At 41.3% G+C, this 25,505-nt stretch carries 23 protein-coding genes; 15 read left to right on the top strand and 8 right to left on the bottom strand.

The window, feature by feature from the left end; all coding sequences use genetic code 11:
• Positions 1-179: 179 nt before the first annotated feature.
• The 5 genes from rlmKL (at position 180) to rmf (ending at position 6,554) form a co-directional block, all read left to right on the top strand.
• On the top strand, positions 180-2,300 hold the full coding sequence (gene rlmKL / locus JCM16456_RS07710; RefSeq protein ID WP_068713664.1) for a bifunctional 23S rRNA (guanine(2069)-N(7))-methyltransferase RlmK/23S rRNA (guanine(2445)-N(2))-methyltransferase RlmL: 2,121 nt from the start codon (positions 180-182) through the stop codon (positions 2,298-2,300).
• A 6-nt stretch (positions 2,301-2,306) separates the two neighbouring features.
• The gene (locus tag JCM16456_RS07705) at positions 2,307-2,555 is read left to right on the top strand and encodes a glutaredoxin family protein (RefSeq protein ID WP_068713663.1); all 249 of its coding nucleotides are present in this window, start codon (positions 2,307-2,309) and stop codon (positions 2,553-2,555) included.
• Positions 2,533-4,449 (top strand): ABC transporter ATP-binding protein, encoded by a 1,917-nt coding sequence (locus JCM16456_RS07700; protein WP_068713662.1) that lies wholly within the window; start codon positions 2,533-2,535, stop codon positions 4,447-4,449. The genes JCM16456_RS07705 and JCM16456_RS07700 overlap by 23 nt, the downstream gene beginning before the upstream one ends.
• A 9-nt stretch (positions 4,450-4,458) precedes the next feature.
• The gene (locus JCM16456_RS07695; protein WP_068713661.1) at positions 4,459-6,222 is read left to right on the top strand and encodes a DUF3466 family protein; all 1,764 of its coding nucleotides are present in this window, start codon (positions 4,459-4,461) and stop codon (positions 6,220-6,222) included.
• Positions 6,223-6,380: 158 nt separating this feature from the next.
• Positions 6,381-6,554 (top strand): ribosome modulation factor, encoded by a 174-nt coding sequence (gene rmf, locus JCM16456_RS23260; RefSeq protein WP_082712251.1) that lies wholly within the window; start codon positions 6,381-6,383, stop codon positions 6,552-6,554.
• A gap of 156 nt (positions 6,555-6,710) precedes the next feature.
• Here the strand turns inward: rmf and fabA are convergent, their stop codons facing one another.
• Together fabA and JCM16456_RS07685 are read right to left on the bottom strand one after the other, a co-directional pair.
• Positions 6,711-7,229 (bottom strand): bifunctional 3-hydroxydecanoyl-ACP dehydratase/trans-2-decenoyl-ACP isomerase, encoded by a 519-nt coding sequence (gene fabA / locus JCM16456_RS07690; RefSeq protein ID WP_068713660.1) that lies wholly within the window; start codon positions 7,227-7,229, stop codon positions 6,711-6,713.
• A 70-nt stretch (positions 7,230-7,299) separates the two neighbouring features.
• Positions 7,300-8,946, bottom strand: coding sequence for a S16 family serine protease (locus JCM16456_RS07685; protein ID WP_068713659.1), 1,647 nt, complete (start codon positions 8,944-8,946; stop codon positions 7,300-7,302).
• 162 nt (positions 8,947-9,108) lie between these two features.
• Here JCM16456_RS07685 and matP point away from each other — a divergent pair, with 162 nt between their 5' ends.
• The 3 genes from matP (at position 9,109) to JCM16456_RS23620 (ending at position 10,626) form a co-directional block, all read left to right on the top strand.
• On the top strand, positions 9,109-9,558 hold the full coding sequence (gene matP / locus JCM16456_RS07680) for a macrodomain Ter protein MatP (RefSeq protein ID WP_068713658.1): 450 nt from the start codon (positions 9,109-9,111) through the stop codon (positions 9,556-9,558).
• A gap of 9 nt (positions 9,559-9,567) precedes the next feature.
• Positions 9,568-9,879: a DUF3634 family protein gene (locus JCM16456_RS07675; protein WP_068713657.1), complete on the top strand. Its 312-nt coding sequence runs from the start codon at positions 9,568-9,570 to the stop codon at positions 9,877-9,879.
• A gap of 579 nt (positions 9,880-10,458) precedes the next feature.
• A complete protein-coding gene (locus tag JCM16456_RS23620; protein WP_156430474.1) occupies positions 10,459-10,626 on the top strand; it encodes a hypothetical protein in 168 nt (55 codons plus the stop codon).
• 345 nt (positions 10,627-10,971) lie between these two features.
• Here the strand turns inward: JCM16456_RS23620 and JCM16456_RS07670 are convergent, their stop codons facing one another.
• Positions 10,972-11,310 (bottom strand): hypothetical protein, encoded by a 339-nt coding sequence (locus JCM16456_RS07670; protein WP_068713656.1) that lies wholly within the window; start codon positions 11,308-11,310, stop codon positions 10,972-10,974.
• A 601-nt stretch (positions 11,311-11,911) separates the two neighbouring features.
• Between JCM16456_RS07670 and JCM16456_RS07665 the strand changes: the two genes are divergently transcribed.
• A complete protein-coding gene (locus JCM16456_RS07665; RefSeq protein ID WP_068713655.1) occupies positions 11,912-12,358 on the top strand; it encodes a hypothetical protein in 447 nt (148 codons plus the stop codon).
• A gap of 1,561 nt (positions 12,359-13,919) precedes the next feature.
• On the opposite strand, the gene JCM16456_RS07660 is transcribed toward JCM16456_RS07665, so the two are convergent.
• From JCM16456_RS07660 to JCM16456_RS07650, 3 genes are all read right to left on the bottom strand, one after another.
• A complete protein-coding gene (locus JCM16456_RS07660; protein WP_068713654.1) occupies positions 13,920-15,653 on the bottom strand; it encodes a response regulator in 1,734 nt (577 codons plus the stop codon).
• Positions 15,654-15,663: 10 nt separating this feature from the next.
• Positions 15,664-16,881, bottom strand: coding sequence for an FIST signal transduction protein (locus JCM16456_RS07655; RefSeq protein ID WP_408068374.1), 1,218 nt, complete (start codon positions 16,879-16,881; stop codon positions 15,664-15,666).
• Positions 16,882-16,954: 73 nt separating this feature from the next.
• A complete protein-coding gene (locus JCM16456_RS07650) occupies positions 16,955-17,320 on the bottom strand; it encodes a hypothetical protein (protein WP_068713653.1) in 366 nt (121 codons plus the stop codon).
• A 506-nt stretch (positions 17,321-17,826) separates the two neighbouring features.
• Between JCM16456_RS07650 and JCM16456_RS07645 the strand changes: the two genes are divergently transcribed.
• The 3 genes from JCM16456_RS07645 (at position 17,827) to ttcA (ending at position 20,723) form a co-directional block, all read left to right on the top strand.
• A complete protein-coding gene (locus JCM16456_RS07645; RefSeq protein ID WP_068713652.1) occupies positions 17,827-18,576 on the top strand; it encodes an FNR family transcription factor in 750 nt (249 codons plus the stop codon).
• Positions 18,577-18,711: 135 nt separating this feature from the next.
• Positions 18,712-19,659, top strand: coding sequence for a universal stress protein UspE (gene uspE / locus JCM16456_RS07640; protein ID WP_068713651.1), 948 nt, complete (start codon positions 18,712-18,714; stop codon positions 19,657-19,659).
• Positions 19,660-19,790: 131 nt separating this feature from the next.
• Complete coding sequence (ttcA, locus tag JCM16456_RS07635; protein ID WP_068713650.1) at positions 19,791-20,723, top strand: tRNA 2-thiocytidine(32) synthetase TtcA; 933 nt, start codon at positions 19,791-19,793, stop codon at positions 20,721-20,723.
• A gap of 57 nt (positions 20,724-20,780) precedes the next feature.
• On the opposite strand, the gene JCM16456_RS07630 is transcribed toward ttcA, so the two are convergent.
• Both JCM16456_RS07630 and JCM16456_RS07625 read right to left on the bottom strand, forming a co-directional pair.
• A complete protein-coding gene (locus tag JCM16456_RS07630) occupies positions 20,781-21,569 on the bottom strand; it encodes a glucosaminidase domain-containing protein (protein ID WP_068713649.1) in 789 nt (262 codons plus the stop codon).
• Positions 21,562-22,365: a DUF2189 domain-containing protein gene (locus tag JCM16456_RS07625; RefSeq protein ID WP_068713648.1), complete on the bottom strand. Its 804-nt coding sequence runs from the start codon at positions 22,363-22,365 to the stop codon at positions 21,562-21,564. The genes JCM16456_RS07630 and JCM16456_RS07625 overlap by 8 nt, the downstream gene beginning before the upstream one ends.
• A gap of 370 nt (positions 22,366-22,735) precedes the next feature.
• Here JCM16456_RS07625 and potA point away from each other — a divergent pair, with 370 nt between their 5' ends.
• Genes potA through potC form a run of 3 tightly spaced genes read left to right on the top strand, consistent with a single transcriptional unit; the run spans position 22,736 to position 25,462 of the window.
• On the top strand, positions 22,736-23,851 hold the full coding sequence (gene potA / locus JCM16456_RS07620) for a spermidine/putrescine ABC transporter ATP-binding protein PotA (protein ID WP_068713647.1): 1,116 nt from the start codon (positions 22,736-22,738) through the stop codon (positions 23,849-23,851).
• Entirely contained in the window at positions 23,835-24,692 is an 858-nt protein-coding gene (gene potB / locus JCM16456_RS07615; protein WP_179946800.1) for a spermidine/putrescine ABC transporter permease PotB, read from the top strand. The genes potA and potB overlap by 17 nt, the downstream gene beginning before the upstream one ends.
• Complete coding sequence (potC, locus tag JCM16456_RS07610) at positions 24,692-25,462, top strand: spermidine/putrescine ABC transporter permease PotC (protein WP_068713645.1); 771 nt, start codon at positions 24,692-24,694, stop codon at positions 25,460-25,462. Before potB ends, potC begins: the two co-directional genes overlap by 1 nt.
• The last annotated feature ends 43 nt before the right edge of the window (positions 25,463-25,505 follow it).

The raw sequence follows: 25,505 nt of genomic DNA, 5'->3' as shown, positions 1-25,505 counted from the left end.
CTAAGCCCGATTAAATGGTTGAACGAGAATCGGAGAGGCCTATTTGTTGTGAGAAGTGGAAAAATTGATGCTTGGTTAAGCGATTGGGTGGATTTTTAGTAAAAAGCGTCAGTTACATTTAGGAATGGTTACCAATGTCAGTTATAATCACAGACCATTTTTACCAGTCAAAGAGCACTATGAATCAGTATCTGGCGGTTACCTCAAACGGACTTGAGAACCTATTAGTTGAAGAACTAACCCAATTAGGAATTTCTGACGCAAAACCTGTGCAAGCAGGGGTGCGTTTTACTGCATCAAATGAACAAGCTTATCGTTGCTGTTTATGGAGTCGTTTAGCATCACGTTTTGTTCGTATTGTGAGTGAGTTCAATTGCCAAGACGATATGGATTTATACCTCGCAACCTCTGCAGTGAATTGGGTCAATCACTTTCATAGCTCCAAGAAATTCGTTGTTGATTTTAACGGTACAAACCGTGAAATTCGTAACAGCCAGTACGGTGCAATGAAGGTAAAAGACGGTATCGTTGACTGTTTCACTAAGAAAAACTTACCTCGTCCATCGATCGATAAAGATCGTTTTGATCTGCGTATTCATGTTCGCTTACATAAAGAAAAAGCCATTTTGGGTATCGACATGGTGGGTGGTGGCTTGCATATGCGTGGTTATCGTCCTGAAGCTGGTAAGGCACCTTTACGTGAAACGCTTGCTGCAGCGATTTTGCTTCGTAGTGGCTGGGATGCATCAAAACCCATGCTCGACCCTATGTGTGGCTCTGGTACATTGTTGATTGAAGCGGCGATGATGGCTGCGAACATGGCGCCTGGCGTGAAACGTCAAAAGTGGGGCTTTGAAGCGTTAGAAGACTTTGAACCAGAGCTTTGGGCTGAGATTAAAGCTGAAGCCAATGTGCAAGCTCGTCGTGGTGTCAAAAATGTTGACACTAAATTCTTCGGTATGGATAACGACCCGCGCGTCTTGCAAACTGCACGTGATAATGCCCGCCGCGCTGGTGTTGAAAGCTTGATTGATTTCAGTCTAGCGGATGCAGCTAAGCTCACACGTCCTGAAGGGTTTGAAAACGGCGTTATCGTCTGTAACCCGCCTTACGGTGAACGTTTAGGCACACATCCTGGTTTGATTGCGTTATACACCGCCTTTGGTGGGCAATTAAAAGCGGAATTTGGTGGTTGCCAAGCCTCTATCTTCTCAAGCTCTGACGAGTTACTCAGTTGTTTACGCATGCGTGCTGATAAACAATTTAAACTGAACAATGGTGCGTTACCGTGTCACCAGAAAAATTACTCAATTTCTGTTCGTGAGCCATCACAGCTCAATGAACAACAACAAAGTTTGGTTGCGCCAGATTTTGCTAACCGTTTGAAGAAAAACGTAGCGAAAGTCCGTAAATGGGCGAAACGTGAAGGTTTAGATTGCTACCGTATTTATGATGCGGATTTACCTGAATACAACGTTGCGATCGATATTTATCAAGATAGTCTGGTGATTCAAGAGTACGCTGCACCGAAAGACGTACCAGAAGAGAAAGCGAAGCGTCGTTTAACCGATATTATTCGTGCTGCTATCCAAGTGTTGGATATGGATGCGAATAAAGTTGTGCTTAAAGTGCGTGAAAAGCAGAAGGGGTCTGCACAGTATCAAAAACTGGCGCAACAGTCAGAGACCATGGTCGTGCATGAATACGGTGTGAAGTTACAGGTGAATCTATACGATTACTTGGACACCGGTTTGTTCTTGGATCATAAATTGACTCGTCGCCGCCTTGGTGAAATGGCAAACAACAAAGATTTTCTTAACTTGTTTGCGTATACCGGCTCTGCAACTGTGCATGCGGCTTGTGGCGGTGCTCGTTCAACCACTACGGTTGATATGTCGAAGACCTACCTTAACTGGGCCAAAGAGAACATGGAGCTTAATGGTCAAGTAGGGCGTCAGCATCGTTTTGAGCAGGCGGATTGTTTACAATGGCTTGAAACGGCTCGTGGCGATTATGATCTGATCTTTATCGACCCGCCAACGTTCTCTAACTCAAAACGTATGGCGAAGAGTTTTGACGTACAACGCGACCATATTGAGCTGTTCATCAATTTAAAGCGCATTCTTCGCGCAGGTGGCACCATTGTGTTCTCTAACAATAAACGCCATTTTAAGATGGATTTGGATGCTCTTGCGGAGCTTGGCCTACAAGCGAAAAACATTTCCAATCAGACTTTACCGCTCGATTTCGAGCGCAATAAACAGATTCATAACTGCTGGTTAGTGACGCACCAGGGATAGTCCTTGATGGTTACTCTTACCCTCTATGGCACACAGGGTTGCCACCTGTGTGATGACGCTTACGACCTGCTTGTGAAAGCAGGCGTAAGCCAACAGGTCAATTCAGTCGATATTGCAGATGATGATGAACTGTCTTCACGTTACGGGGTCACTATTCCTGTACTTTGTTATCGAGATGCCCAATTGAGTTGGCCTTTTAACTTTAACGAATTGATTCAATGGTTACAAAATAATGGCTTTGATTACCATCAATAATGGACTGCTTGCTTTTGGCGATCATCCATTGCTCGATAACGCAGATTTTGCTCTGCAAGAAAATGAACGTGTTTGTTTAGTTGGCCGAAATGGTGCGGGTAAATCCACACTGATGAAAGTGCTGGCTGGTGATATTTTGCTTGATGACGGGAAAATGACCGTGACTCAAGATGTCGTTGTGTCTCGCCTGGAACAAGATCCCCCTCGTGATGAAGAAGGCACGGTATACGACTACGTTGCTGGTGGCCAAGACGAAGTGGCTAAACAGCTCAAAGCGTATCACGATTTGTTAGATCGTGTTGCTGAAGACCCATCGGAAAGCAACATCAATAAGTTAGCCAAAATTCAAGAGCAACTTGACCATTCTGGTGGTTGGCGTTTCGATGATCGCATCAAAAATGTGTTAACTGCTCTGCACCTCGACGGTGAAACACGTTTAACTGACCTCTCTGGTGGTTGGCAACGTAAGGCTGCTTTAGCTCGAGCGCTCGTATGTGATCCAGATGTACTGCTACTTGACGAACCGACCAACCACTTAGATGTCAGTACGATTGAATGGCTCGAAGGTTTTTTAAAGGATTTTCGGGGTTCCATCATCTTTATTTCCCACGACCGTGCGTTTATTAAGTCAATGGCAACTCGCATTGTCGATCTCGACCGTGGCCAGTTGAGCTCTTTTCCAGGTGACTACGAAAATTACTTAGTTGCAAAAGAAGAAGCATTGCGTGTTGAAGAAATGCAAAATGCGGAGTTCGATAAAAAGCTTGCTCAAGAAGAAGTGTGGATTCGTCAGGGCATCAAGGCTCGTCGTACTCGTAATGAAGGCCGTGTACGCGCGCTAAAACAGCTTCGTTTGGAGCGTAGTGAACGCCGTGAAGTGCAGGGTAAGGTTAACCTGCAAATTGATGATGCCGCACGTTCTGGCAAAATTGTCTTTGAAGCGGAAAACTTGCAGTACTCCATTGATGGTAAAAATATTATCGATAACTTCTCATTTAATGTGATGCGAGGCGATCGTATTGCGTTAATCGGGCCAAATGGCTGCGGTAAGAGTACTTTATTGAAACTGATGCTTGGTGAGAAACAGCCAGATAGCGGCCGTTTGCATTGTGGTACTAAGTTAGAAGTGGCTTATTTTGACCAGTATCGTGAAATTTTGGATCCAGAAAAAACGGTGATTGATAACCTTGCCGATGGAAAACAAGAAGTCATGGTGGGCGGTAAACCCCGTCATGCGTTAAGTTACCTACAAGACTTCTTGTTTGCCCCTAAACGTGCTCGTACACCGGTAAAAGCCCTTTCTGGTGGTGAGAAGAACCGGCTACTTCTTGCCCGTATTTTCCTTAAATCGAATAACTTGTTGGTGCTGGATGAACCAACTAACGATTTAGATATCGAAACTTTGGAACTTTTGGAAGATTTGCTTGCCAATTATCAAGGCACTTTGTTGTTGGTCAGTCACGACCGTGAATTTGTCGACAATACAGTGACAACGAGTTGGATTTTTGAAGGTAACGGTCAAATCGAAGAATTTGTTGGTGGGTATCACGATGCTCAACAGCAACGCGCACAGGTTAAAGCATCACGTAAACCTGATGAACGTAAAGAGAAGGTAAAAGAAGTTGAGGAAAGTCCCAAAACTGAACCTTCCAAGCCGAAGTCGAAGAAGTTGTCTTATAAACTGCAGCGCGAATTAGAAGCGTTACCAGAAAAACTCGAACAATTAGAGAGCGCTATTGGCACTTTACAAGAACAAGTGAACGATGCTGACTTCTTTGCACAACCTGTAGAGACGACGCAACCTATTTTAGATAAGTTGGCTGCCACAGAGCAGGAGCTTGAAATTGCTTTTGAGCGATGGGAAGAGCTAGAAGCAATGCAACAGGATAGTTAAAGAATAGATATGAGACGTAAAACATTTAAAAGAACATTAGTTTCGGCAGCAGTGTTGCTGGCCTCAACTCAGGCATCTGCCGCGTTATATCAGGTGGTTGAAAAGAGTCCATCTGTCTCCGGTTATGAAAGCGCCTTTGGTGTTGCAATTCAACCGGGAGATGCAAGTGATGGTTCTGCATCATTAAGTCAGGGTTGTTTTGATAGTTCTGCTACGAACTGTGATGAAACTAGCTTTGCTTTTGCCGGGGAAACGCGCACTGTCGCCATTAACGCGGGACAAGCTGTTGATGGTATTAGCTACCGGGAAGAAGTGCCTTGGGGGCTAGATAACGCCTTTATCTATATACAAGATCAAGACGACTTTGAAGATTACTGTAACAGTGAGCTTTTGTACGCGACTTGTGAAAGTTGGGCGCAAGTTCGTTGGGACGTATGGAATAATGAAAAAAGCGGTAGCACAACACCGAACGCGATTGCGTTTGTGGATTCAACGCTAGTCGACAGTAGCAACACCTATAACACGGTGGTCAATAGCCTAGACAGCAGTGGTAATGCTGTAGGGATTAAGTTGGCGACGGGATCTGTTCAATACGCTGACAGTGATGGCGGTTACATTCGTGACGACGTAACGGGTTTATATGGTTCAAGTTCGTCATATTCCGATCCAACGTCTGATGATGATAACGGCGATCAAGTTCGCGCATGGAAAACCGACGGCACGTTTATTTCTGGCAGTATCGCGACCTATGCGACTACCGACAATGGAAGTTACTATTCGAGCAAGCCTGCTCTCTGGTCTGCAGACGGTAGCAGTGTCGTTTCTCTAGGTTGGGCGAGTGGAGTGACTCAAGAAGAAGATGACCGTCTCGCACAAGGTAGTATTCGTGATTTTTACGTCGATACTACCAATGATGAAATCTATGCTGTCGGTTATAGTACGTTTGATGATGACAATAACTACATGAATGCTGCGGTATTTAAGGTAGCATACACAGGTTCAAGCGATACTGATTGGGAGACTGCAGGTAATTGGAGCACACTATCTGTTGCTAACGCGACCTCAGAAGATGGCGACGATTACATCTACAGTAACAGTAAGTTAACGGCTATGAACAGTAACTTAGTGGCCATTGGTGAAGCAAAGCGCGATGGTAACCATCCTTCCAACGGCGCTGCTGCAAACCGAATGTTTGTGGTGAGCGATGTTTCTGCGTCATCGCCGAAAGCGACGTATTTCTCTGGTGGTATCTTCTTTAGTGGTGCTGGTGGTAAAGCGGAAGCGATTAACGATTATAACGAAATCGTTGGTCAAGTGGACGCGGAAAATGTGCGTGAAAACGACGGTAAAGTTCGCCGTAAGCGTGCCTTTATCTATCCTTACAGTGGTACAGGTACCGATTCTACCCGTCGAGCTCGTTTTAGTAATCAAGCATGGTGGTTAGATAACTTGACCAATGGTGGGACATATTCTTCTGCTAACAATGAATTCCGTATAATCGATGCCTCTGGAATCAATAATGCAGGGGTTATTTCTGCAACAGCACTTAAGTGTGACGGCGGGTATGATTCCACCGCTTACAATGCAACGTGTGGTGGCGGTGATCAAGACGAAACCACAGTAGCGGTTGAGCTATTACCAATTGCAGGTGCGACAGCTTCCGATATTTCTGAGCGTGGCGAAGATACGCAAGAAGTATCACGTAGTGGTGGCTCTCTAGGATTAGGTACTTTGATTGCTTTAGGTCTGTTTGGGTTCCGTCGTAGAAAATAGTTTTTTTGTCAATAAGGGCACAAACTCACAAAAATGAGTTTGTGCTTTTTTTGTGCTTGAGAAAGACATCAGAATGGGTAATTCTTAAACAGTGGTCATAAAAACGCCACATATCGTTAATCGATGTTTAATACAAAGTAATGTATGAGGACTCCATTATGAAGAGACAAAAGCGTGATCGCCTAGAAAGAGCTCAATCTCAAGGATATAAAGCAGGTATCAATGGCAGGTCGCAAGAAACATGTCCCTATACACAAACGGATGCCCGTTCGTACTGGTTAGGTGGTTGGCGAGATGCAAGGGAAGACAAACACACCGGTCTCTATAAATAACACGTCCACAATCAGCAAGCACACATCATGATCCCTTTATTGGGAAAATAAGCCCCTTATTAGGGGCTTTATTAGAGTATTGTAACGCACTATAACTAATTCCATTGGTAATAAAAAAGCGACACAATGTGCCGCTTTTCTCTAGTTCAGTGCAAATTAGAAAGCAGAAGTGTCTTGGAACAAGCCCACTTTAAGATCTTTTGCTACGTAGATTTCTTTACCATCTACAAGAACACGTCCATCAGCAAGACCCATGACTAGTTTACGGTTAACAACACGTTTCATCGTAATTTCATAAGTCACTTTTTTTGCTGTTGGTAGAATCTGACCAGTGAATTTAACTTCACCAACACCTAGTGCACGGCCTTTGCCTTTGCCACCAACCCAACCAAGGAAGAAACCAACCAATTGCCACATTGCATCTAGACCAAGACAGCCAGGCATTACAGGGTCGCCAGGGAAGTGGCAATCAAAGAACCATAGATCAGGAGTGATATCGAGTTCAGCAATGATCAGACCTTTACCATGTTCGCCTTCGGTTTCAGACATTTTAGTTACACGATCCATCATCAGCATGTTTGGTGCTGGAAGCTGAGGGTAACCAGGGCCGAAGAGCTCACCACGACTTGAGGCAAGTAGGTCTTCACGGTTATATGAATCTCGTTTATTCTGCATTATCAATTACTCCAATTTTTGACAGGTCGATCTTAGTGAACACCTGTACGCCAAACAAGTCCGATCAGTACTAAAATAGCCAGTTTTTCAAGCGTTCGATCAGTGACATTGGCTGTTCATGTTTTTCAAAACTATCAATACGTTCCGCGATCTGACTTAAAACACTGTTTTCGTCATCACCGCGGAAAGGTTTGTTCATTAAAAGTGGGATCACATCATCAACGGTTGCCACTGGCCAAATGTTAAATTCTCCAGATTGAATACTTTTTACAACCGCTGGATGTAATGCAAGGTGTTTTAGGTTGCTTTGCGGCATGACGACACCTTGTTTGCCGGTGAAACCATGATGTTCGCAAACGCGATAAAACCCTTCAATTTTTTCATTCAAACCGCCTACAGCTTGAACTCGGCCAAATTGGTCAACGGCTCCTGTAACGGCTTTTTGTTGATCAATCGGTAAACCAGATAGGGCACTTACCAATGAACACAGCTCAGCCAATGATGCGCTGTCACCGTCTACTTCACTATAAGATTGTTCAAATACAATTGAGGCAGAGAATGGCAGCGGCATATCGAGATCTAATGCACTGCTCACAAATGCTTGCATAATCATCATGCCTTTCGCATGAAGATTGCCGCCAAGCTCAGCTTTACGTTCAACATCAGCTATATCGCCATCACCAAAGTGAATCACGCAGGAGATACGTGCTGGTTCACCGTAAGAGATAGGATGACCGGCCACATCGACTACGGTAAGCCCATTGACTTGACCAATTTGCGCACCGCGGGTTTCAATGATCACTTGACCGTCCAAAATATCATCAATAGCTCGCTCAGGAAGGTATGACGCTCGGAAGTAACGGTCGCTGATCACCGCCTCTACATGGTTTTCATCAATCGTGCGGCCGGCTGCTTTGTGTTTGCATTCGACTAAGATGGCACGATGCCACATCAAACAAAGGGGGGCGTAGTGCTGATCTTCAGTATAGCGAGCCCCAGCACGCATTAGTGCTTGAATTCCCGAGATTGTAAGCTCAGGAATATCGTATTGATGGCAAATCCATTTGAGGTAACTAAGGTAATCGACAATAGAATTGGCATCGATTTTTAAATCCGATTCCACTTCACTGTATAAGCACAGGCCTGAATGGATATCTGCATCAAGGTAATCGATGTCACCTAATTGATTTCGGTCTCCAATGATGACTAATTTTACTTGATACTGTTTGGGGGCCATCTCGGCAATCGGTGACTTAGGATTACTAAGAATCGGGTAGGTATCCTCACCGAGCACCGCTGCTTTTAATAGCGGCCACACCGCTGGACTAATTAACAGTAAATTTGCCGAAACAATGAGATAACCACCGTTCGCTTTATCTAGAAGCCCGGGAATTGAATCAATAATTTTGCCATGTTCGGTGACTAGTTGACCAAACACGGTCTTCATATCAAGCGTTTCTGTTGAGATAACTGGGGTATTTCCTCCAACTATCTGCTGTAGATTGGATTTAATTTCACCACGGTAGATCGTGTTATCAGGCGAATTAATCAGTAATAGGCGAGTAAAGCCTTCCATTTCGACAAACTGAGAAAGCGTCATGGAAAGACGTGGTTGCACGTCAAGCAGCGTTTTTTCTGATAAAGACGAATAGCTGTTGAAGTGCTCGGCATAATCGTCGTATTGAGGCGTAACTGCACGCCAAATTTCTTGTGTCATTGAAATGATGTACTGAATAAAAGGGGCTAAATTATATAGAAAAATTGGCTTGACGAATAGCGTTAAGGGATAAGATCTATCTCTAGTTTTTTCTCTTTTAAATTGCAACAATTGCTGCCTTGGGTTACGCTGTCACCATCAACGGATACGGACTTGTTAATAATGAAATATCAACAACTTGAAAACCTTGAATGTGGTTGGAAATGGCAATACTTAGTCAATAAGTGGAAAGCTGGAGAGGCGATTACGCAACACATTGATCGTAGTGAAATTGAGTTAGCAATTACACAGCTAAGATCCATTGAACATGAGCCAACCATGGTGCTTGAGTGGATTGATAAACATATGGCTCCTGAATTAGAGAACAAACTCAAACAAGCCATTCGTGCGAAACGTAAACGTCATTTTAATGCTGAGCAAATTCATACTCGTAAAAAGTCGATCGATTTGGATTATCGAGTGTGGGAAAAATTATCGCAAAGGGCGAACGAGTTAGGGTGCACCTTATCTGACGCGATTGAATATTTGCTCAGTGAAGCCTCAAGAAGTGAAAAAGCAAGCCGTACCGTTACCAACTTAAAAGAAGATTTAAGCAAATTGCTTTCTGACTAGGGGGATTCCATGTGGTATTTGATCATTGTTGCAGTTGTTGTCATTGTTTGGTTGGTTCTAGACCGTCCTGTTCTTAAAATTCAGGTTAAAGATGGCAAATTAGGGCCAGTAAAAGGGCATTGTCCGCCATCGTTTAAGCACCATCTAAAAGAGATTGGCGAACATTCACCATTTAGCGGCATGATCAAAGTTTACCAGTTACGTACAGGTTCTAAGCTGGTATTTTCTGCTCAAGTACCCAAAAAAGTGCAACAACGTATCCGTAATGTTTTTCCACATCAAGGGTTTAAAACCGTTAATCAGAAAGTTAAGAGTCGATAATGTTCAAGCCTTGCTTTAAAGTAAGGCTTTTTTGTACATACCTAATGCACTATAACTATATTTAATTTCATAGAAATATTCTTTTGCTTCATCGAACCTGTACATAAAAATTCAGTCAAATCCTCTAATACCTACTTACTTTTTAAATTCGAGCGGGGCATCACATTGCTAACAACCAATATTGGAAACTAAATCACCCTAAATGACGGGATAAACGACTAACGTTTTAAGTGGTATGAGAAACCAATAAGGTGAACAATATGCCTGTATATTATCTGGATAAAAATGCCCAAACCAATGGTGAATACCATGTTCATGAAGATGGTTGTACCCATATGCCTTTGCCTAGTGAAAGAACCTATTTAGGCAACTTTAGTTCGGTTCAGAACGCTTTAGAAAAGGCATCTAGGCTCCATCATCGTTGTAGAGCTTGCCACTATTGCTGCGAAACATGCCATATAGATTAGAGAGCGTGAAGCAGATTTGGGATAAACCATTTTATTATTTTCTTTTATCAACCATCAATAAGCCCCTATTGGGGCTATTTTGTTTCTCATTGTATACCCAAATGACCTCAAGATGCAGACTTCAGAGCTTCATCAACGAGCACAGGTCAAGCTCAATGACGGCAGGAATGGTCATTCCCTTTCAACGTCATTGGGCGCAGAAATGGCCTTGTTGATGAGCTCCCAAGGGGCGAGTTGTATTCGCTCCTATGCTGCGTTACCGATTTTCTACGTAGAATAACTAGGTATTCAAATCGGTGCCTTGCCTATAAGCGAATACATCCTCGCTGAAACCGCATCTTGAGGTTACTTGGGTATATATCCAAATAAGCTCACGATGTCGTTTCATATGCATTTTAGATCAAATAACCAATACCGTAATGGATGTTTATTTTTAAATACTGTATTTATGTACAGCATTGTTTAATATTGATTTTAGGTTTGACGTAACAATTTATAGAGGTTTTGTGTGGTAATTGCTCAATATCAGGATAATAAATAAGCAAAAAAGCAAACACTGTCTATATGTACAGTATTTGCTTTTTTGCTAAACAATTGTTCGGTAATGAAACCGTAATCGAATCCGTTAACCTAAAAATAGGCAGCCATTTTTAGCTAACGCTTGTACGTGATCTGTTTGCCACTCTTTAATGGTTCCGTTTTTTCGTACTTTTATCGTTGCGGAACCTCCGTTTGACAGGGTTATTTTACGAATTCTTAATGAACCTAAGCGGGTTGTTACTGTGGATTCTCGACCTTTATTGTCAGATGTTGCTGTTACTCCATTTTGCAGTTCGATAGATTTGAGCGGTGTAATGTTTTCTGAAGATCCATCTGGGTGCAATAGGTAACTCTGACCATCGGTATAAGTGTAACGTTCAGTGCCATCTGACAGTTTAGTTTTTTCTTCCAAGACTTTTTTCATGAGATTAATTGCCCTAATGATTGAGGTGTCTAGGTCGATTTTTGGTGTTCAGACATCAAAAATGGCCAATATACAATGAGTTGTACATTGCTTTTTACTATACCACTCATGAATCTGATTCAAAGGAGTCTATTAGGCGAATTACCTATAATGGGGAGTTTTTTCATAACTCTCGGCGCTATCAACCTATCATGATATTTCGACATTTTGTTACCAGCAGAAACGCGAAATGACTCGAAAAAAGAGAGAACTATGTTGGGCATGTGTTAATAACTCCATTAGATTGGTTGGTGAAGACAAAGCATCTACGTTGTCTGATATCCTTTTTCAGTGCATAACTGCTCAACCCGCTTCGGCGGGTTATTTTTTATTTTGCTGCATTCAACAAAAAAGTCTGCTCAACCTTCAATAAACATACGAATACGTGTTCTAGAATAGGCACCTTATGCTTACACCCAGTTTGAAATCGTATTTTACGTCCAAAAGTATCGATTAAATATGTTTAGTGTCAATAGTGATAAGCCGATTGAGTAGGGGATAACCATCTGTATTTAAAAGGACTACAATCGAATCAGTTTCTTAGTTAACAAAGGAGCCTCAAATGAGTTTTCATGATCTTGGAAATATTGAGAAAAAAATCCAAAAAAATATAGAAACAGCTAAAGCGCAAACTGATGAATACACACAGCATGTTGAAAAGTTCTACGCTCAAGTCAAACAATGGGTCAATCCATTAGTTCAAAGCAATAAAGTTAAATTAAATCAAATCCAGGAAACACTCCACGATTCTGAATCAGAGCTTTATCACCTAAATGCCTTAGAGTTCACTGCGGGTAAACACACCGCATTCCTTACACCAAAGGGCATCGTAGTTGAAGGTTCTGCAAGTCGCGAAAAAATGGAACTTCGTGGTGCAAACAATACCCCAAGTTTTTCATTTGTTTTAAATGACGCCGGATGCACCTGGGAATCAGGCTCTCACAAACAGGAACCCCTAACAGAAGCCAAATTTAATGAACTTCTGCAAAAAATCATCCAAGTTAAATAATTTTTTCTTTTACAATTAATTACGCCTAAGTGATTGAAAAAGGGCCCAATTGTTGGGCTCTTTTTTTATTCCAGCAACTAACGGATGGTTAGAGCTGGTTAACTCTCCCCGTATCTTCTTCACGATTTTCTATCCTTTACATCATTACTTAACCTGTATGGATTTAGTGGAAGGTGCTTACTAGCTAAATAAATATTAGCCATTTTGTGCGGTAGCCTTTAGTGAATTCTAGAAACGATAGGCAGGCCATAGCAAAAGCCTACGTTTTGCCACACATACAAAGACATATTGTTAAATGGCAAACGGTTATCACATGAATACAACCACTGTCACTAGTTACTAATGGAAATACCTATATATCAGGTAACAAGTGAAAGGTTTAACCTATAGGTAGGTTGATTAGCATGGCAGCAGAGAGTGCTAAAAGCGGGCCTTTTGTGATGCAACTAATTAAGTAGGGTGTTTTGTGCTTAAAAAGAAAAATAATATCTATTAATCAATAAGTTGGGATGTTAGTTATTTTACGTGATGAAAGTGACAATGTCACACAAAGCGATGTGTGATACCTATTGGAGATTAATTAACTACTGGTTAACACTCATATCTAGATAGCTTTCAAGATCATCTGGGTTATTAGTACGACACCGGACCATTCAAGTGTTGGTTGCTCAACATCGTAAATCACCACATGTCCTCACAGTCAGCGAACAGCTCGGAGACGTTGAACATATTTGCCAATGCAATTGTACTTTATATCGAGCGACGAACTGTGAAAGTAAGTTTGCCACTAAGACACATAAGTACAGTGATTATGAAATGAATATGATTAAATCATGACAGTGTCACTTTTAATGAGTGTTTGACGTTTGTATGAAGTATGCAATGAGATTATCTCCAATCGAGAAAGTGACTAACACATTCTTACAGAGAGATTAAAACACCAGAGACCGTCATTGGTTGCAAATTCCTAACTGATGAAGTTTCAACTTCAATCACAAGCAAAGGCTATTCGGTAGGCAAAGTGAATACATGGCGTGCATTCAAGCAATTACGATATAAGATCTGACATGTATTGTGTTCAACATCATCATTAGTAAGCATCAATGATTAAAGTCTGCTGTGATATGAAGGAATAGATTATTTAGTTAACCATTGCAAAATTGAACATCAGCTACCAGTGTAAGTTCTGTGGTAATCGTCATAATGATTTGGTCGATAGCGAGATGTTAGAACTTATTCTAGTGAATGGTAATAGTTGTTGTTAGATAGCAAAGACGATGTTTAAACTGAATGATTTGCGTGTGATGAACGTAAAATCGAACCGATTTAAGTGCTTAAAAAGCCATGTTAAATCCTAACACCTTAGTGCGTATTATGTATATTATGTTAAATAAGGTATAAGAAGACAAAGACTAGCCCTTAGATAACCCTCTTTGGGCTGGTCTAGTGGTCTTTATTGAACATAATCGTATTTACCATAAAATACCTAATAATCATATTTATCATCTTCGATTAAAAATATGATTATTAGGACCAATGACTCGTAACTGTGTTTGATGTGTTAGCGAACTATGTATTTGGCGAGCACATGGGAAAGATCTTTAGTGCGGATTGGCTTCATAATGAAGTCATCCATACCTGCGTTAATGCATTGAGTTTTATCTTCCATCATTGTGTGTGCGGTTAAGGCAATGATGGGAATCTTTAATCCTTTATTTCTGATCTGCTGAGTGGCTTGAATACCATCGAGAATTGGCATTGAAACATCCATAAAAACCAAGTCAAATTGATCATCGGATGTTAGCAAATCAACGGCATCTTGACCGTTATCGGCTAACGAAACATTATATCCGAGACGATTTAGGATAAGTTTAATAACCATTTGATTTGTTTTGGTGTCTTCAACAACCAATATGTGGTTATTAGACAGGATTGGTTCTGCTATCTCGCTTTGAGACGCTTTAACTTCTGGTTCCGCTTCCGTTTTTTCTGCGCTTTGCTTAGATCTCAGTGGCAAGCGAATTGTAAAAGAGCTGCCCACATTTAGCTGGCTTTTTACCTCAATCTTGCCTTTCATTAGCTCAACAAGATGTTTGGTAATCGTTAAACCAAGGCCTGTACCACCATAGGTTCTTGTAATGGAGTTATCAGCTTGGATAAATGGAGAAAATAGTTGTTCAATGCGCGCATCGTCCATGCCGATACCCGTATCACTAACCACAATAGTCAACCAACTTTCGTCGGTAATCAAATCAACATTAACAGCGCCTTGCTTGGTAAACTTAATAGCGTTACCCACAACATTAAACAAAATCTGGGTTAAACGCGTTGGATCAAGCCAGTAGAGACAAGACGAACACAGTGACTGATTCACGGTGAAATCGATGCCCTTTTCTTTAGCTAACTGGCTATGGTACATCAATGAATGGCTTAGTTTTTTCTCCAAACTAATCCAGTTACACTGTAACATAAAGTGCCCAGACTCAATCCGAGTCAAATCCAAAATATCATTAATGATCACCAACAATAACTCTGCAGAGCTTTCCATTTGCTCAAGCAGTTTACATTGCTCTTGATTACTTTCTTGGCGAAGCACATCAATAAAACCTAACACCGCGTTCAATGGAGTGCGGAGTTCATGGCTCATCATGGCCAAAAATTGCGATTTGGATTGGTTAGCTTGCTCGGCTTGTCTCTGTGCGATCGACAACTCACGGGTTTTTATATTAACCAGTTGCTGTAATTCTTCTTTATATTCGATATCACTAATGGCACGTTCTAATAGAGGGCGAAAACGTAACAGGGTCGCTTTTGTTTCCAGACTAAACTGCCCTTTCCTTCTTCCTATCAACAGCAGTACTGAATCACTGGCTTCAGCACGAATCCCCGTCATTAGGGCCGTACCAATTTGAATTTGTAATGGTCGACTAAGGTGACGGAATTCATCCTGTTCACAGGGGTCAAACAAAATGATCCCTTCACCGTCTAATACACGTTGAAATTTATCGGTGTGCTGCCATTGCTTACCTTGAAACGCCACGTTAGACGTCAAAAAGGTATAGAAAGAGGAATGATGTTTGCTCTTGGAGATAACAATAAAATCATCAAACTCGATATAGCGACTCAGTACTTTTTTTAACTCGTCGAATATTTTGTACTTATTGTCGGCATTACTGAGTGCAGACAACGCCGCAAGAATTACTCGGTTTTCTTCTGCTAAGCGTTGTTCGCGTTCCTTACTGCGCTCTAACTCAAGTAAGGTTTCATTTAATAGCTCTGCTTTATCTGAGTTCATAACCCGCTAATTACTCTGATTCATAAAATATTACTGATGAAATCATCAGATTGCCGTGGGCATTCTCGCCACAAATGAATCGTCCTTGTTCGCCAAAAGTAAAAGGACAAATAAACGGTTGTCCATTCATTTGAGAAAGTAACTTGGCATATACTTTCTCAATTTCTGCTCCTAAGCGTAGCATTGAGCCACCACAGTGGATAATGATTGCGCCTAAGACCAAAGATTCATGATAGTTTTTCGTATTTGCTTCTTTTATAACGCGAGACGCTCGAGAGATGAGCTGGTCTAAAGAGCCGGTCATTAAACATATTGATTCGTTATCCGCAACATTAGCGAACAATTCTAACCCCCCTTCTGGCGTTAGCTGCAGAGGGTGAGTCAATTTATAATAAGGTTGTTCATAGATGGTTCCTGCAATACGACCAATAGGAAAGCGAGCGATATGGTCGAAGATATATTGCTCAGAAATATTCTCTCCAGCATGCAGTTGAATCCACTTTCGGTAGACATCTTTGGCTGGTTTGCCGTCTATTTCATAAATCGTTCTGTTGTGCGATTTAGTAATTGTTCCCTCAAACTCGGTTGGTGAATAACCAGCACTAAAGCCTGTGGTTAGTGGTTTAGAGGGAAAGAAAAGTTGCATCGTTAGGCCATCATTACTGACACCTTTGTCACTGATAATAGACCATTGCTGCTGAATATGATTGTCTGCCGCGCTACCACCAATAATCGGTACCTGAGTTCCAAATTTTTGGTCGATAGCATCGATAAATGATTCTTCGTAACCAGGTGTCGCATGTAGAACGACTAAACTCGGCACTTCACCAATACGATCAGCACTAGCAAGAGCTTGCTCGATTGCTTTTGTCGCTATTTGATGTTTATCCTCACAAGAGGCCATATTGATGAGGCCAGTGCCGTATGCACATGGGTGTTTGTCATATATCCCCATTAAGGCGATCACAGGTCCTAAATGAAAACCTGTTTCCGTCATAACACCTTTGCAGGAAGAACAGCCAATAAATGGAATGCCAGGGAAAGCGACTCGCAATTCGTTAACAAGCTTATCCGGAACATAATCTTCGGTGTAGTAACAAAGCAGTGATACAAGATCAGCTTTAGCTAGATGGTCGCTCAAACGAGAAATAGCAACCCTTTCATCGAGATCGTGAGATACTGAGGTTAGAAAACGCATCGATTTGTTAAGTATTGAATTTGGCTGCATTTATACCCTAATTTCCAAATTGAAACGAAGCTAAAACTGTAAAGGATTCAATATTGCTCGCAAATTTTTGCTTTTATTGTTGCTCACTAGTCATATTTATACGGGTGTTCCCGTTAATGAGAATAGTCGGCTTTTGTTCCATTTGGCTAACATCAAGAGCAAATTTCCATTTTCCTCCGTCTAAGTGTGATAGTTCACCAACTTCACTGGTGATTTCCCATTGACTAGGTATTCCATCAATCTCATAAGTACTCATGGCGATTTTGGAAATCGTTAATGTGTGGGAAGAGACAGTGACGCTACACACTACTTCGCCCTTGCAATCAAGTATCGTTTCATTGGTATACGTTACTGTACGCCAAACAAAAGCGATGATCAGTATCGTCAACATAAACACTATTTGAATCAATCTTTGTTTAGTGAGTTTTTCCGCAGCCATTCATTAACCCTTAATAGTGATTCTACAGCGATTCATAAAACATCGACCAAAAATAACGAAATGCGATCAATTGGTTGTGGCACTGACACAGCATCTTGAGGTTATTTGGCTGTGTTAATATTATCAGGTAAGCCTTGATCAAGACAGTCGACCAGTATTGACCTACCTCTAAATGCAAAAAAATTAGCCAAATTTGATTAGTGCAATCATTTGTGGTTTGCATTTGCTCAATTACATTTCAACGGTGAAGATGAAAGAAGTCCAGACCTATTTGCCATGTCTTTGTGAGGTTCTCTATTAATAACATAAAGTTATTTTTACTCTTTTCTTTTTGTTATGGAGATGAGTTAGCAAAATTTACGATTTGGAAGTTACCAGATGCATATCGAATGGATACGCCATGAATGTCATTATAACCAATTGAATTTAATGGATTTTATTTTAACTATGCTTTATGTTTTAGTAATGCTAAAATATTGACGTACATCAATTAGTGAAAGGTTATTATGATTTCTGAGAAGCCTGCTGCGAAGCGCATTCAATCTGGTGGTTGTGCTATTCACTGTCAAGATTGCAGTATCAGTCAGTTATGTATCCCGTTTACTTTGAATGAGTCAGAGTTGGATCAACTCGACCAAATTATTGAACGCAAAAAGCCGATTCAAAAAGGTCAAGAACTCTTCAAAGCGGGAGATGAACTAAAGTCCCTTTACGCAATTCGTTCCGGTACTATTAAGAGCTACACTATAACCGAACAAGGTGACGAACAAATTACTGCTTTCCATCTTGCAGGTGATTTAGTTGGCTTTGATGCAATCACGGGGGATGCACACCCAAGTTTTGCCCAAGCCCTTGAAACTTCGATGGTTTGTGAAATTCCTTATGAAATCTTGGATGATTTGTCTGGCAAAATGCCTAAGCTACGTCAACAAATTATGCGTTTGATGAGTAACGAGATCAAAGGCGACCAAGAGATGATTCTTTTATTGTCTAAGAAGAACGCTGAAGAACGTCTAGCGGCATTCTTATACAATTTATCAACACGCTTTTCTCAACGAGGTTTTAGCCCTCGCGAATTCCGTTTAACTATGACGCGTGGTGATATCGGTAACTATCTTGGTTTAACGGTTGAAACCATTAGCCGTTTACTTGGACGTTTCCAAAAATCAGAGATTTTAAGTGTGAAAGGTAAATACATTACTATCCTCGACCACGATGCTCTGATGGAAATGGCAGGCGTCACAAAAGAATCTTAGTAAGATTATCAATGATGTAGCTCATTGTGGAGCTACATCATAATTCTTTCCCTTTCCTTTCGTTATTTCTAATATAATCCTCAGTTCTGAGCTAAAGTAATCTTAGTGTCCTCCTCCAATGACAAGGAGAATGTTATGAGTATCTACAGCAAAATTTTAGTGGTTGCAGATATCAATCGTGATGATCAACCAGCACTAGCAAGAGCAACTCAACTCGCCGCTCAAAGTCGCTCACGAAGCCACGTTACCCTCTTCCTGTCGATTTACGATTTTTCTTATGACATGACCTCTATGCTATCGTCTGATGAGCGTGATGCGATGAGACGTGGCGTGATCCATCAACGTGAACAGTGGATGAGAAAAATTGCCGAACCTTATCTTGGTGACCATTTTGACTTTGATGTTAAGGTGGTTTGGCATAATCGCCCTTATGAGGCGATCATTGGTGAGGTATTTAGCGGTGAACACGATATCGTCATTAAAGGAACGCGCAAACATGATGTGTTGGAATCGGTACTGTTCACTCCAACAGATTGGCACCTGTTACGCAAGTGTCCAACACCAGTTCTTTTAGTCAAAAATGAGGAATGGCCTAACGGAGCGAGTATTATTGCTTCAGTGCATGTCGCATCGGAAATAGAAGCGCACTTAGACCTTAACGATAGAATGGTCGAGCAGTTGCAGTGTTTGAGCAGCCGCTTAGATGCTAAACCTTATTTGGTTAATGCCTACCCTGTTACTCCCGCAAACATCACTATTGAATTGCCTGAGTTTGATCCAACCGCATACACCGATGCAGTTAGAGGTCATCACCTAACGGCGATGAAAGCGCTTAGGCAGAAACATGGCCTAGGTGAAGAGTCCACACTTGTTGAGCAAGGTCTTCCCGAAGACGTGATACCCAAGGCTGCCCGAGAATTGAATGCGGGCATGTGTATTATTGGCACAACCGGTCGAACTGGGCTCTCTGCCGTTTTTATCGGCAACACTGCAGAACATGTTATCGATAAAATTGACTGCGACATTCTCGCCCTGAAGCCACAAGGCTATATTAGCCCGCTAGATCCCGGTAACGCGAAATAAACCGAACACTTCCCCGAGCCTTGCCTTGGCTCGGGGATTTTTTTGTTTTACTTCGCTAAAAACTGGAATCTGTCCTATTTATGCGTATCATACGCACTTCATTTTGTTTTCAAGATTAAGACTGCAAGCTAATGACCGAGCAAACTCAAGAGCTAACCAAAGCTCAACACTATAATTTTAATAAACTGCAAAAACGTATTCGTCGTAATACCGGCCAAGCCATTGCTGATTTCAACATGATTGAAGAAGGCGACCGTATCATGGTTTGTCTATCTGGCGGCAAAGACAGTTTTACCATGCTAGACATCCTAATGAGTTTGCAAAAAAGTGCACCAGTCTCATTTGAACTTGTAGCAGTCAACCTAGACCAAAAACAACCGGGCTTTCCTGGCCACATATTGCCAGAGTATTTAGAAAGTTTGGGGGTTGAGTATAAAATTGTTGAAGAAGACACCTACTCTATCGTTCAGGACAAAGTACCTGAAGGTAAAACCACGTGTTCGCTATGTTCTCGTCTACGTCGTGGAATCTTATATCGTACGGCCAAAGAGCTTGGCGCAACAAAGATCGCTCTAGGCCACCATCGTGACGATATTTTGGAAACCCTATTTCTGAATATGTTTTACGGCGGTAAGATGAAAGGCATGCCACCAAAATTAGTTTCAGATAATGGTGAGCACGTAGTCATTCGTCCTTTAGCGTACTGCCGTGAGAAAGACATTATCAAATATTCGGATATGCGTGGTTATCCCATCATTCCATGTAACTTATGTGGCTCTCAACCGAATATGCAACGTCAAAACATCAAACAGATGTTAAATGGATGGGACAAACAATTCCCTGGTCGCATTGAGACAATGTTCCGCGCCATGCAAAATGTGGTGCCTAGCCATCTAGCGGATTTTGAGTTGTTTGATTTTAAATCAATCGACCGTGATTCAGGTGTGATAAATGGTGGCGATATTGGTTTTGACAAAGAAGAAATGCCACAGCAACCAGTAGATGAAGAAGATAACGTGATGTCTTTTGACCCAAGTCTACAATTGGATGTGACAAATTTATAATATCCATCATAAGAAAAAGCCGCATTAGCGGCTTTTTTATAGTTCCAAATATACGCGTTACTTTTCCCAATATTGCTTATTATGCTGAATCATAGCTTGTATATCTTGCACGTAATCTTGGCCACGCTCAGAATACTTATTAAGTCCTTCAACCATCTTCATTGCAGCCTCAGTCGTTGTGACATCAATACCTTGTTTTAGAAGGTCTGCCCGGATCACGCGTAATTTTCGATACGCTCGGTTACGGTTCACATTCATGTAATAGCGATGAATCGATTCGCTTACCGATGAAAACTTAGCCACTTCATGAGTCATTCCCTTTTTGCGTTCCCTTGGTACTAACCCACAGCCTGTGCGATAACACCATTGGCCAAAATAGTTATTCGCCTGTACTGCAAAACGTGATGTTCCCCACGCTGACTCATTCGCAGCTTGAGTCAGTACCAAAGCTTTGGGGAGCACATCGACGCGCAATAACATTTTATCTAACCATGCTTTGGTGATCTGTTTATCTTCGAATTCAACCCCATAAAGCTCACCAAGCACTTTGGCATTAACGATGTCACGAGATGTGACAGCATTATTAGCCACACGTTCCTGCAACCCTAGTAACATTGCGCGCTCCTTTCTAATGCGCGCATTCTCACTAGTAACGCCTTTACCCAAATAATCAAGGAAAGCCTTTTTACGCTCAGAGATCTCTTTTATCTTTGAGAACGCTGGCGGGGGGGCCATTCGTTTGTATTGCTGGGATGATGAGATACCCCAGCTATCATGCTGTTTTGCATAGTAAACACTGCAGCTGGCCATCACTAATACGGCTGCAATAATGAAGTACTTATGCATTAAACACCTGGCTATTATTGTTTTGATCGTCATCACCATTGTGCTGATTTGTCGTGACAATTTTCAGTCTAATTCCAAACATATTGCGATAGATTATTCCTTTTACATGAAAGTAAAACGGTAAAACGAAAAGCAAACCTACCCCGTAGAACATCAAAGCAGCCAAAAATAATCCCATAAGTACAGCATAGATGATCGCGATTTGAAAAATCTTCCGATTCACCGCTCTTAAGGATAAAAGCAACGCATTAAGAGGTCGAACATGCTTTTCACACACTAAAAGCACAGCATTACTAAAAGCCAAAGATAAGTAAATTGAAATCACCGGTAACAACAAATTGGCGATGCCTTGTAAGAGCAAGCTAATTAATGTCACAAAAATGATCATAACGGTAAATTGTAGGCCACTGGTTATTTGTCGAGTCTTGGTTTTCAGACCAGCAGCGTGGCTCATAGCCATTAAACATACCCCAGCAAAAAACGGCGCACTGATGACTTCATAACTAAAGTTTGCAATGTACAGTGCCTGCATGAAACCCGCTGGAATGGTTCCTGTTTGGGCAAGTTGTTCAAATACACTCGTAATATCAAATACCTGCATATTTAAGGCAATAAAGAAAATTACAACTTGCAGGATAGCCAATAGGATAATCGCAGGTGTAAAAGAGAAAAAATGCTTTATAGTGCAATCCCAAGCTTCTTTAAACACCTTAGTTACACTCAGTTCATACTGTCCACTGAGGGCACTTTCGACCGTTCCCCCTAAATTAAAGTCTTTTTCAATTTCATTACTCATAAACTGCTCTAACGGTCTTCTCACTCTCATATCTGAAATTGGGACGCTTCAGTCAACGTCTTGTCATCCATTTCAACTATTATAACTTTTAAGGTAGTTGCTCATTATACTGGAATGCAACCAGCACCTAAATCGCAATTGACATATTCTGCGATTTTTTAGTTATAAAACAGGATTCTTCTATATAAGAGGCTGTTATTACACTCTGAAATTGTTAAGGTATGTAACTGTGCTTTTTTTTGTGTTTCATACCAGAAAAAACTATGAAATCGCGTTTATGCCTATTATGATGCGCGCCTCAATTAAGTCTTAACAACCGGTCAAAAATGTAGGTTGATTTCTACAGACCAAGGTGGGAGAAAAACAGAAGTTGAACGAACAGCATTCCGTTGAAAAACCAGTGGTACAGCTCGCTGGTGTCAGTAAAAGTTTCGATGGTAAGGAAATCATTTCGAACCTTAACCTAGATGTAAATCATGGTGAATTCTTAACTATCTTAGGCCCTTCAGGTTGTGGTAAAACCACAGTATTAAGAATGATTGCTGGTTTTGAGAATGTCGACTCAGGCGACGTCATTCTAGATTCTCAAAATGTTACCCAAGTTCCAGCAGAACAGCGGTATGTCAACACAGTATTCCAAAGCTATGCCCTCTTTCCGCATATGACGGTATTTGAGAATGTGGCATTTGGTTTGCGCATGCAAAAAGTGCCTAATTCAGACATTGAACCTCGTGTGCTAGAAGCACTACGCATGGTTCGTTTGGAAGAGATGGCGCAACGTAAACCTCACCAGTTGTCTGGAGGTCAACAACAACGTATTGCAATAGCTCGTGCTGTTGTGAATAAGCCGAAAGTTTTGTTGTTGGATGAATCTCTGTCAGCACTTGATTACAAACTACGTAAACAAATGCAAAGCGAGCTGAAACAACTTCAGCGCAAACTTGGTATCACCTTCATTTTTGTTACGCACGATCAAGAAGAAGCTCTATCGATGTCAGATCGCATTATCGTGATGCGTGAAGGCATTATTGAACAAGACGGCTCACCACGGGAGATTTATGAGGAGCCTAAAAACCTCTTTGTCGCTCGCTTTATTGGTGAAATCAACGTGTTCTCTGCTATTGCTAAGCAGCGCCTAGATGAGAAACGGATTATTGTAGACATCAATGGCACCGATAGCGTGGTCTATTACGATCACGAGATTCAACCTAGTAAAAAACTCCAAGTTTTATTACGCCCTGAAGACTTACGTATTGAAGAAATTTCAGAACATGAAAACAGCGGCATTATCGGTTATGTTCGCGATCGTACCTATAAAGGCATGACTCTAGAATCTTTAATTGAGCTTGATTCCGGTGAAACCGTCATGGTAAGTGAATTCTTTAACGAGGACGATCCCGATGTTGACCACTCAATTGGTCAAAAAGTTGCGATCACTTGGGTTGAAAGCTGGGAGGTAGTTCTCGATGATGACCAGCAAATTTAATCTACAAAAGGTCATTATTCTGACCGTCGTTGGTTGGTTGGCCCTGTTTGTACTCGTACCAAACTTGATGATTATTGGTACAAGTTTCCTTACTCGTGATGAAACCAATTTACTGGAATTCACCTTTACTTTTGATAACTACCTGCGCTTGTTGGATCCGTTATATGCAAAAGTTGTGGCTCACTCGTTTTATATGGCGATCATCGCAACAATTTTGTGCTTATTAGTAGGATATCCTTTTGCATACAGTGTTGCCAAAATGCCTGAAAAATGGCGCCCATTTATGCTGTTTTTAGTGATTGTGCCTTTTTGGACAAACTCGCTGATTCGTACGTATGGACTCAAAATTGTATTAGGTACTCAAGGTATTCTAAATAAGATACTCATTAGTATTGGTATTATTGATACTCCGCTTCGAATTATGTATTCCGAAACCGCAGTAATGATTGGTCTGGTTTATATTCTGTTACCATTTATGATTCTGCCATTATATTCTGCAATTGAAAAATTAGATGGTACTTACATTGAGGCGGCTCGTGATTTGGGTGCGAATAAGCTCCAAACCATGACTAAGGTAATTCTGCCATTAACTATGCCAGGTATTATTGGCGGCTGTTTATTAGTTCTATTACCTGCGTTAGGGATGTTCTACATTTCCGATTTATTGGGTGGCGCTAAAAACCCACTGATTGGTAATGTGATTAAAAGCCAAGTATTGAACGCTCGAGATTGGCCATTTGGTGCTGCTACTAGTATTGCTCTAACGATTGTTATGGCGGTCATGTTATATGCCTATTACAGAGCAGGTAAGTTAATGAATAAAAACGTGGAGCTGGACTAATGGGTAAATCTATTCGCTTCAGTTTTATGGGTTTGGTTTATCTCTTTTTATACCTACCTATTATTGTGCTGATTGCAAACTCGTTCAATAACAATAAATTCGGTATTAAATGGGGTGGTTTTACAACAAAGTGGTACCACTCGTTGATGAACAACGACAGTCTCATTCAAGCGGCTGGTCACTCTCTTACTGTTGCCGTTATCTCTGCAACAGCTGCAACGTTGATCGGTAGCTTGACGGCCGTCGCATTATACCGCTATGAGTTTAAAGGGAAAAAGATGGTCAGCACCATGCTGTTTATCGTAATGATGTCGCCAGATATTGTTATGGCCATTTCCCTACTCGCTCTATTTTTGGTTTTAGGCGCACATTTAGGTCTACTAACCCTTTTGATTGCACACATTACTTTTTGTTTGCCATTTGTGGTTATCACCGTATACAGTCGCCTTAATGGTTTTGACGTAAAAATGCTCGAGGCCGCAAAAGATTTAGGGGCAAGCGAGTGGACAATACTAAAAAGTATTATTTTACCATTAGCAAAACCTGCAGTAGCAGCTGGCTGGCTATTAAGTTTCACTCTGTCATTAGACGATGTCATTATTAGCTCTTTTGTTACTGGTCCAACATACGAAATATTACCTTTGAAAATTTATTCAATGGTACGTGTTGGCATTTCACCAGAAGTCAATTCCTTAGCAACTGTAATGCTGATCATATCTTTAATATTAGTTGTTCTTTCTCAGTTGTTAGCAAAGGAAAAAATAAAGTAAACTTCTTTAGTTTATTTTAACCCACGAAACAGAATGGCTTTCT

Origin of the sequence: Vibrio tritonius (assembly GCF_001547935.1) — a bacterium.
GTDB classification, from domain to species: domain Bacteria; phylum Pseudomonadota; class Gammaproteobacteria; order Enterobacterales; family Vibrionaceae; genus Vibrio; species Vibrio tritonius.
Note: the sequence above shows the minus strand (reverse complement) of the source record. Positions and strands in the feature narration are given on the sequence as shown.

Coding starts and splice junctions, on each gene's coding strand:
- rlmKL (WP_068713664.1), top strand. CDS start 180: ATGAATCAGTATCTGGCGGTTACCTCAAACGGACTTGAGAACCTATTA.
- JCM16456_RS07705 (WP_068713663.1), top strand. CDS start 2,307: ATGGTTACTCTTACCCTCTATGGCACACAGGGTTGCCACCTGTGTGAT.
- JCM16456_RS07700 (WP_068713662.1), top strand. CDS start 2,533: ATGGCTTTGATTACCATCAATAATGGACTGCTTGCTTTTGGCGATCAT.
- JCM16456_RS07695 (WP_068713661.1), top strand. CDS start 4,459: ATGAGACGTAAAACATTTAAAAGAACATTAGTTTCGGCAGCAGTGTTG.
- rmf (WP_082712251.1), top strand. CDS start 6,381: ATGAAGAGACAAAAGCGTGATCGCCTAGAAAGAGCTCAATCTCAAGGA.
- fabA (WP_068713660.1), bottom strand. CDS start 7,229: ATGCAGAATAAACGAGATTCATATAACCGTGAAGACCTACTTGCCTCA.
- JCM16456_RS07685 (WP_068713659.1), bottom strand. CDS start 8,946: ATGACACAAGAAATTTGGCGTGCAGTTACGCCTCAATACGACGATTAT.
- matP (WP_068713658.1), top strand. CDS start 9,109: ATGAAATATCAACAACTTGAAAACCTTGAATGTGGTTGGAAATGGCAA.
- JCM16456_RS07675 (WP_068713657.1), top strand. CDS start 9,568: ATGTGGTATTTGATCATTGTTGCAGTTGTTGTCATTGTTTGGTTGGTT.
- JCM16456_RS23620 (WP_156430474.1), top strand. CDS start 10,459: ATGCAGACTTCAGAGCTTCATCAACGAGCACAGGTCAAGCTCAATGAC.
- JCM16456_RS07670 (WP_068713656.1), bottom strand. CDS start 11,310: ATGAAAAAAGTCTTGGAAGAAAAAACTAAACTGTCAGATGGCACTGAA.
- JCM16456_RS07665 (WP_068713655.1), top strand. CDS start 11,912: ATGAGTTTTCATGATCTTGGAAATATTGAGAAAAAAATCCAAAAAAAT.
- JCM16456_RS07660 (WP_068713654.1), bottom strand. CDS start 15,653: ATGAACTCAGATAAAGCAGAGCTATTAAATGAAACCTTACTTGAGTTA.
- JCM16456_RS07655 (WP_408068374.1), bottom strand. CDS start 16,881: ATGCAGCCAAATTCAATACTTAACAAATCGATGCGTTTTCTAACCTCA.
- JCM16456_RS07650 (WP_068713653.1), bottom strand. CDS start 17,320: ATGGCTGCGGAAAAACTCACTAAACAAAGATTGATTCAAATAGTGTTT.
- JCM16456_RS07645 (WP_068713652.1), top strand. CDS start 17,827: ATGATTTCTGAGAAGCCTGCTGCGAAGCGCATTCAATCTGGTGGTTGT.
- uspE (WP_068713651.1), top strand. CDS start 18,712: ATGAGTATCTACAGCAAAATTTTAGTGGTTGCAGATATCAATCGTGAT.
- ttcA (WP_068713650.1), top strand. CDS start 19,791: ATGACCGAGCAAACTCAAGAGCTAACCAAAGCTCAACACTATAATTTT.
- JCM16456_RS07630 (WP_068713649.1), bottom strand. CDS start 21,569: ATGCATAAGTACTTCATTATTGCAGCCGTATTAGTGATGGCCAGCTGC.
- JCM16456_RS07625 (WP_068713648.1), bottom strand. CDS start 22,365: ATGAGTAATGAAATTGAAAAAGACTTTAATTTAGGGGGAACGGTCGAA.
- potB (WP_179946800.1), top strand. CDS start 23,835: ATGACCAGCAAATTTAATCTACAAAAGGTCATTATTCTGACCGTCGTT.
- potC (WP_068713645.1), top strand. CDS start 24,692: ATGGGTAAATCTATTCGCTTCAGTTTTATGGGTTTGGTTTATCTCTTT.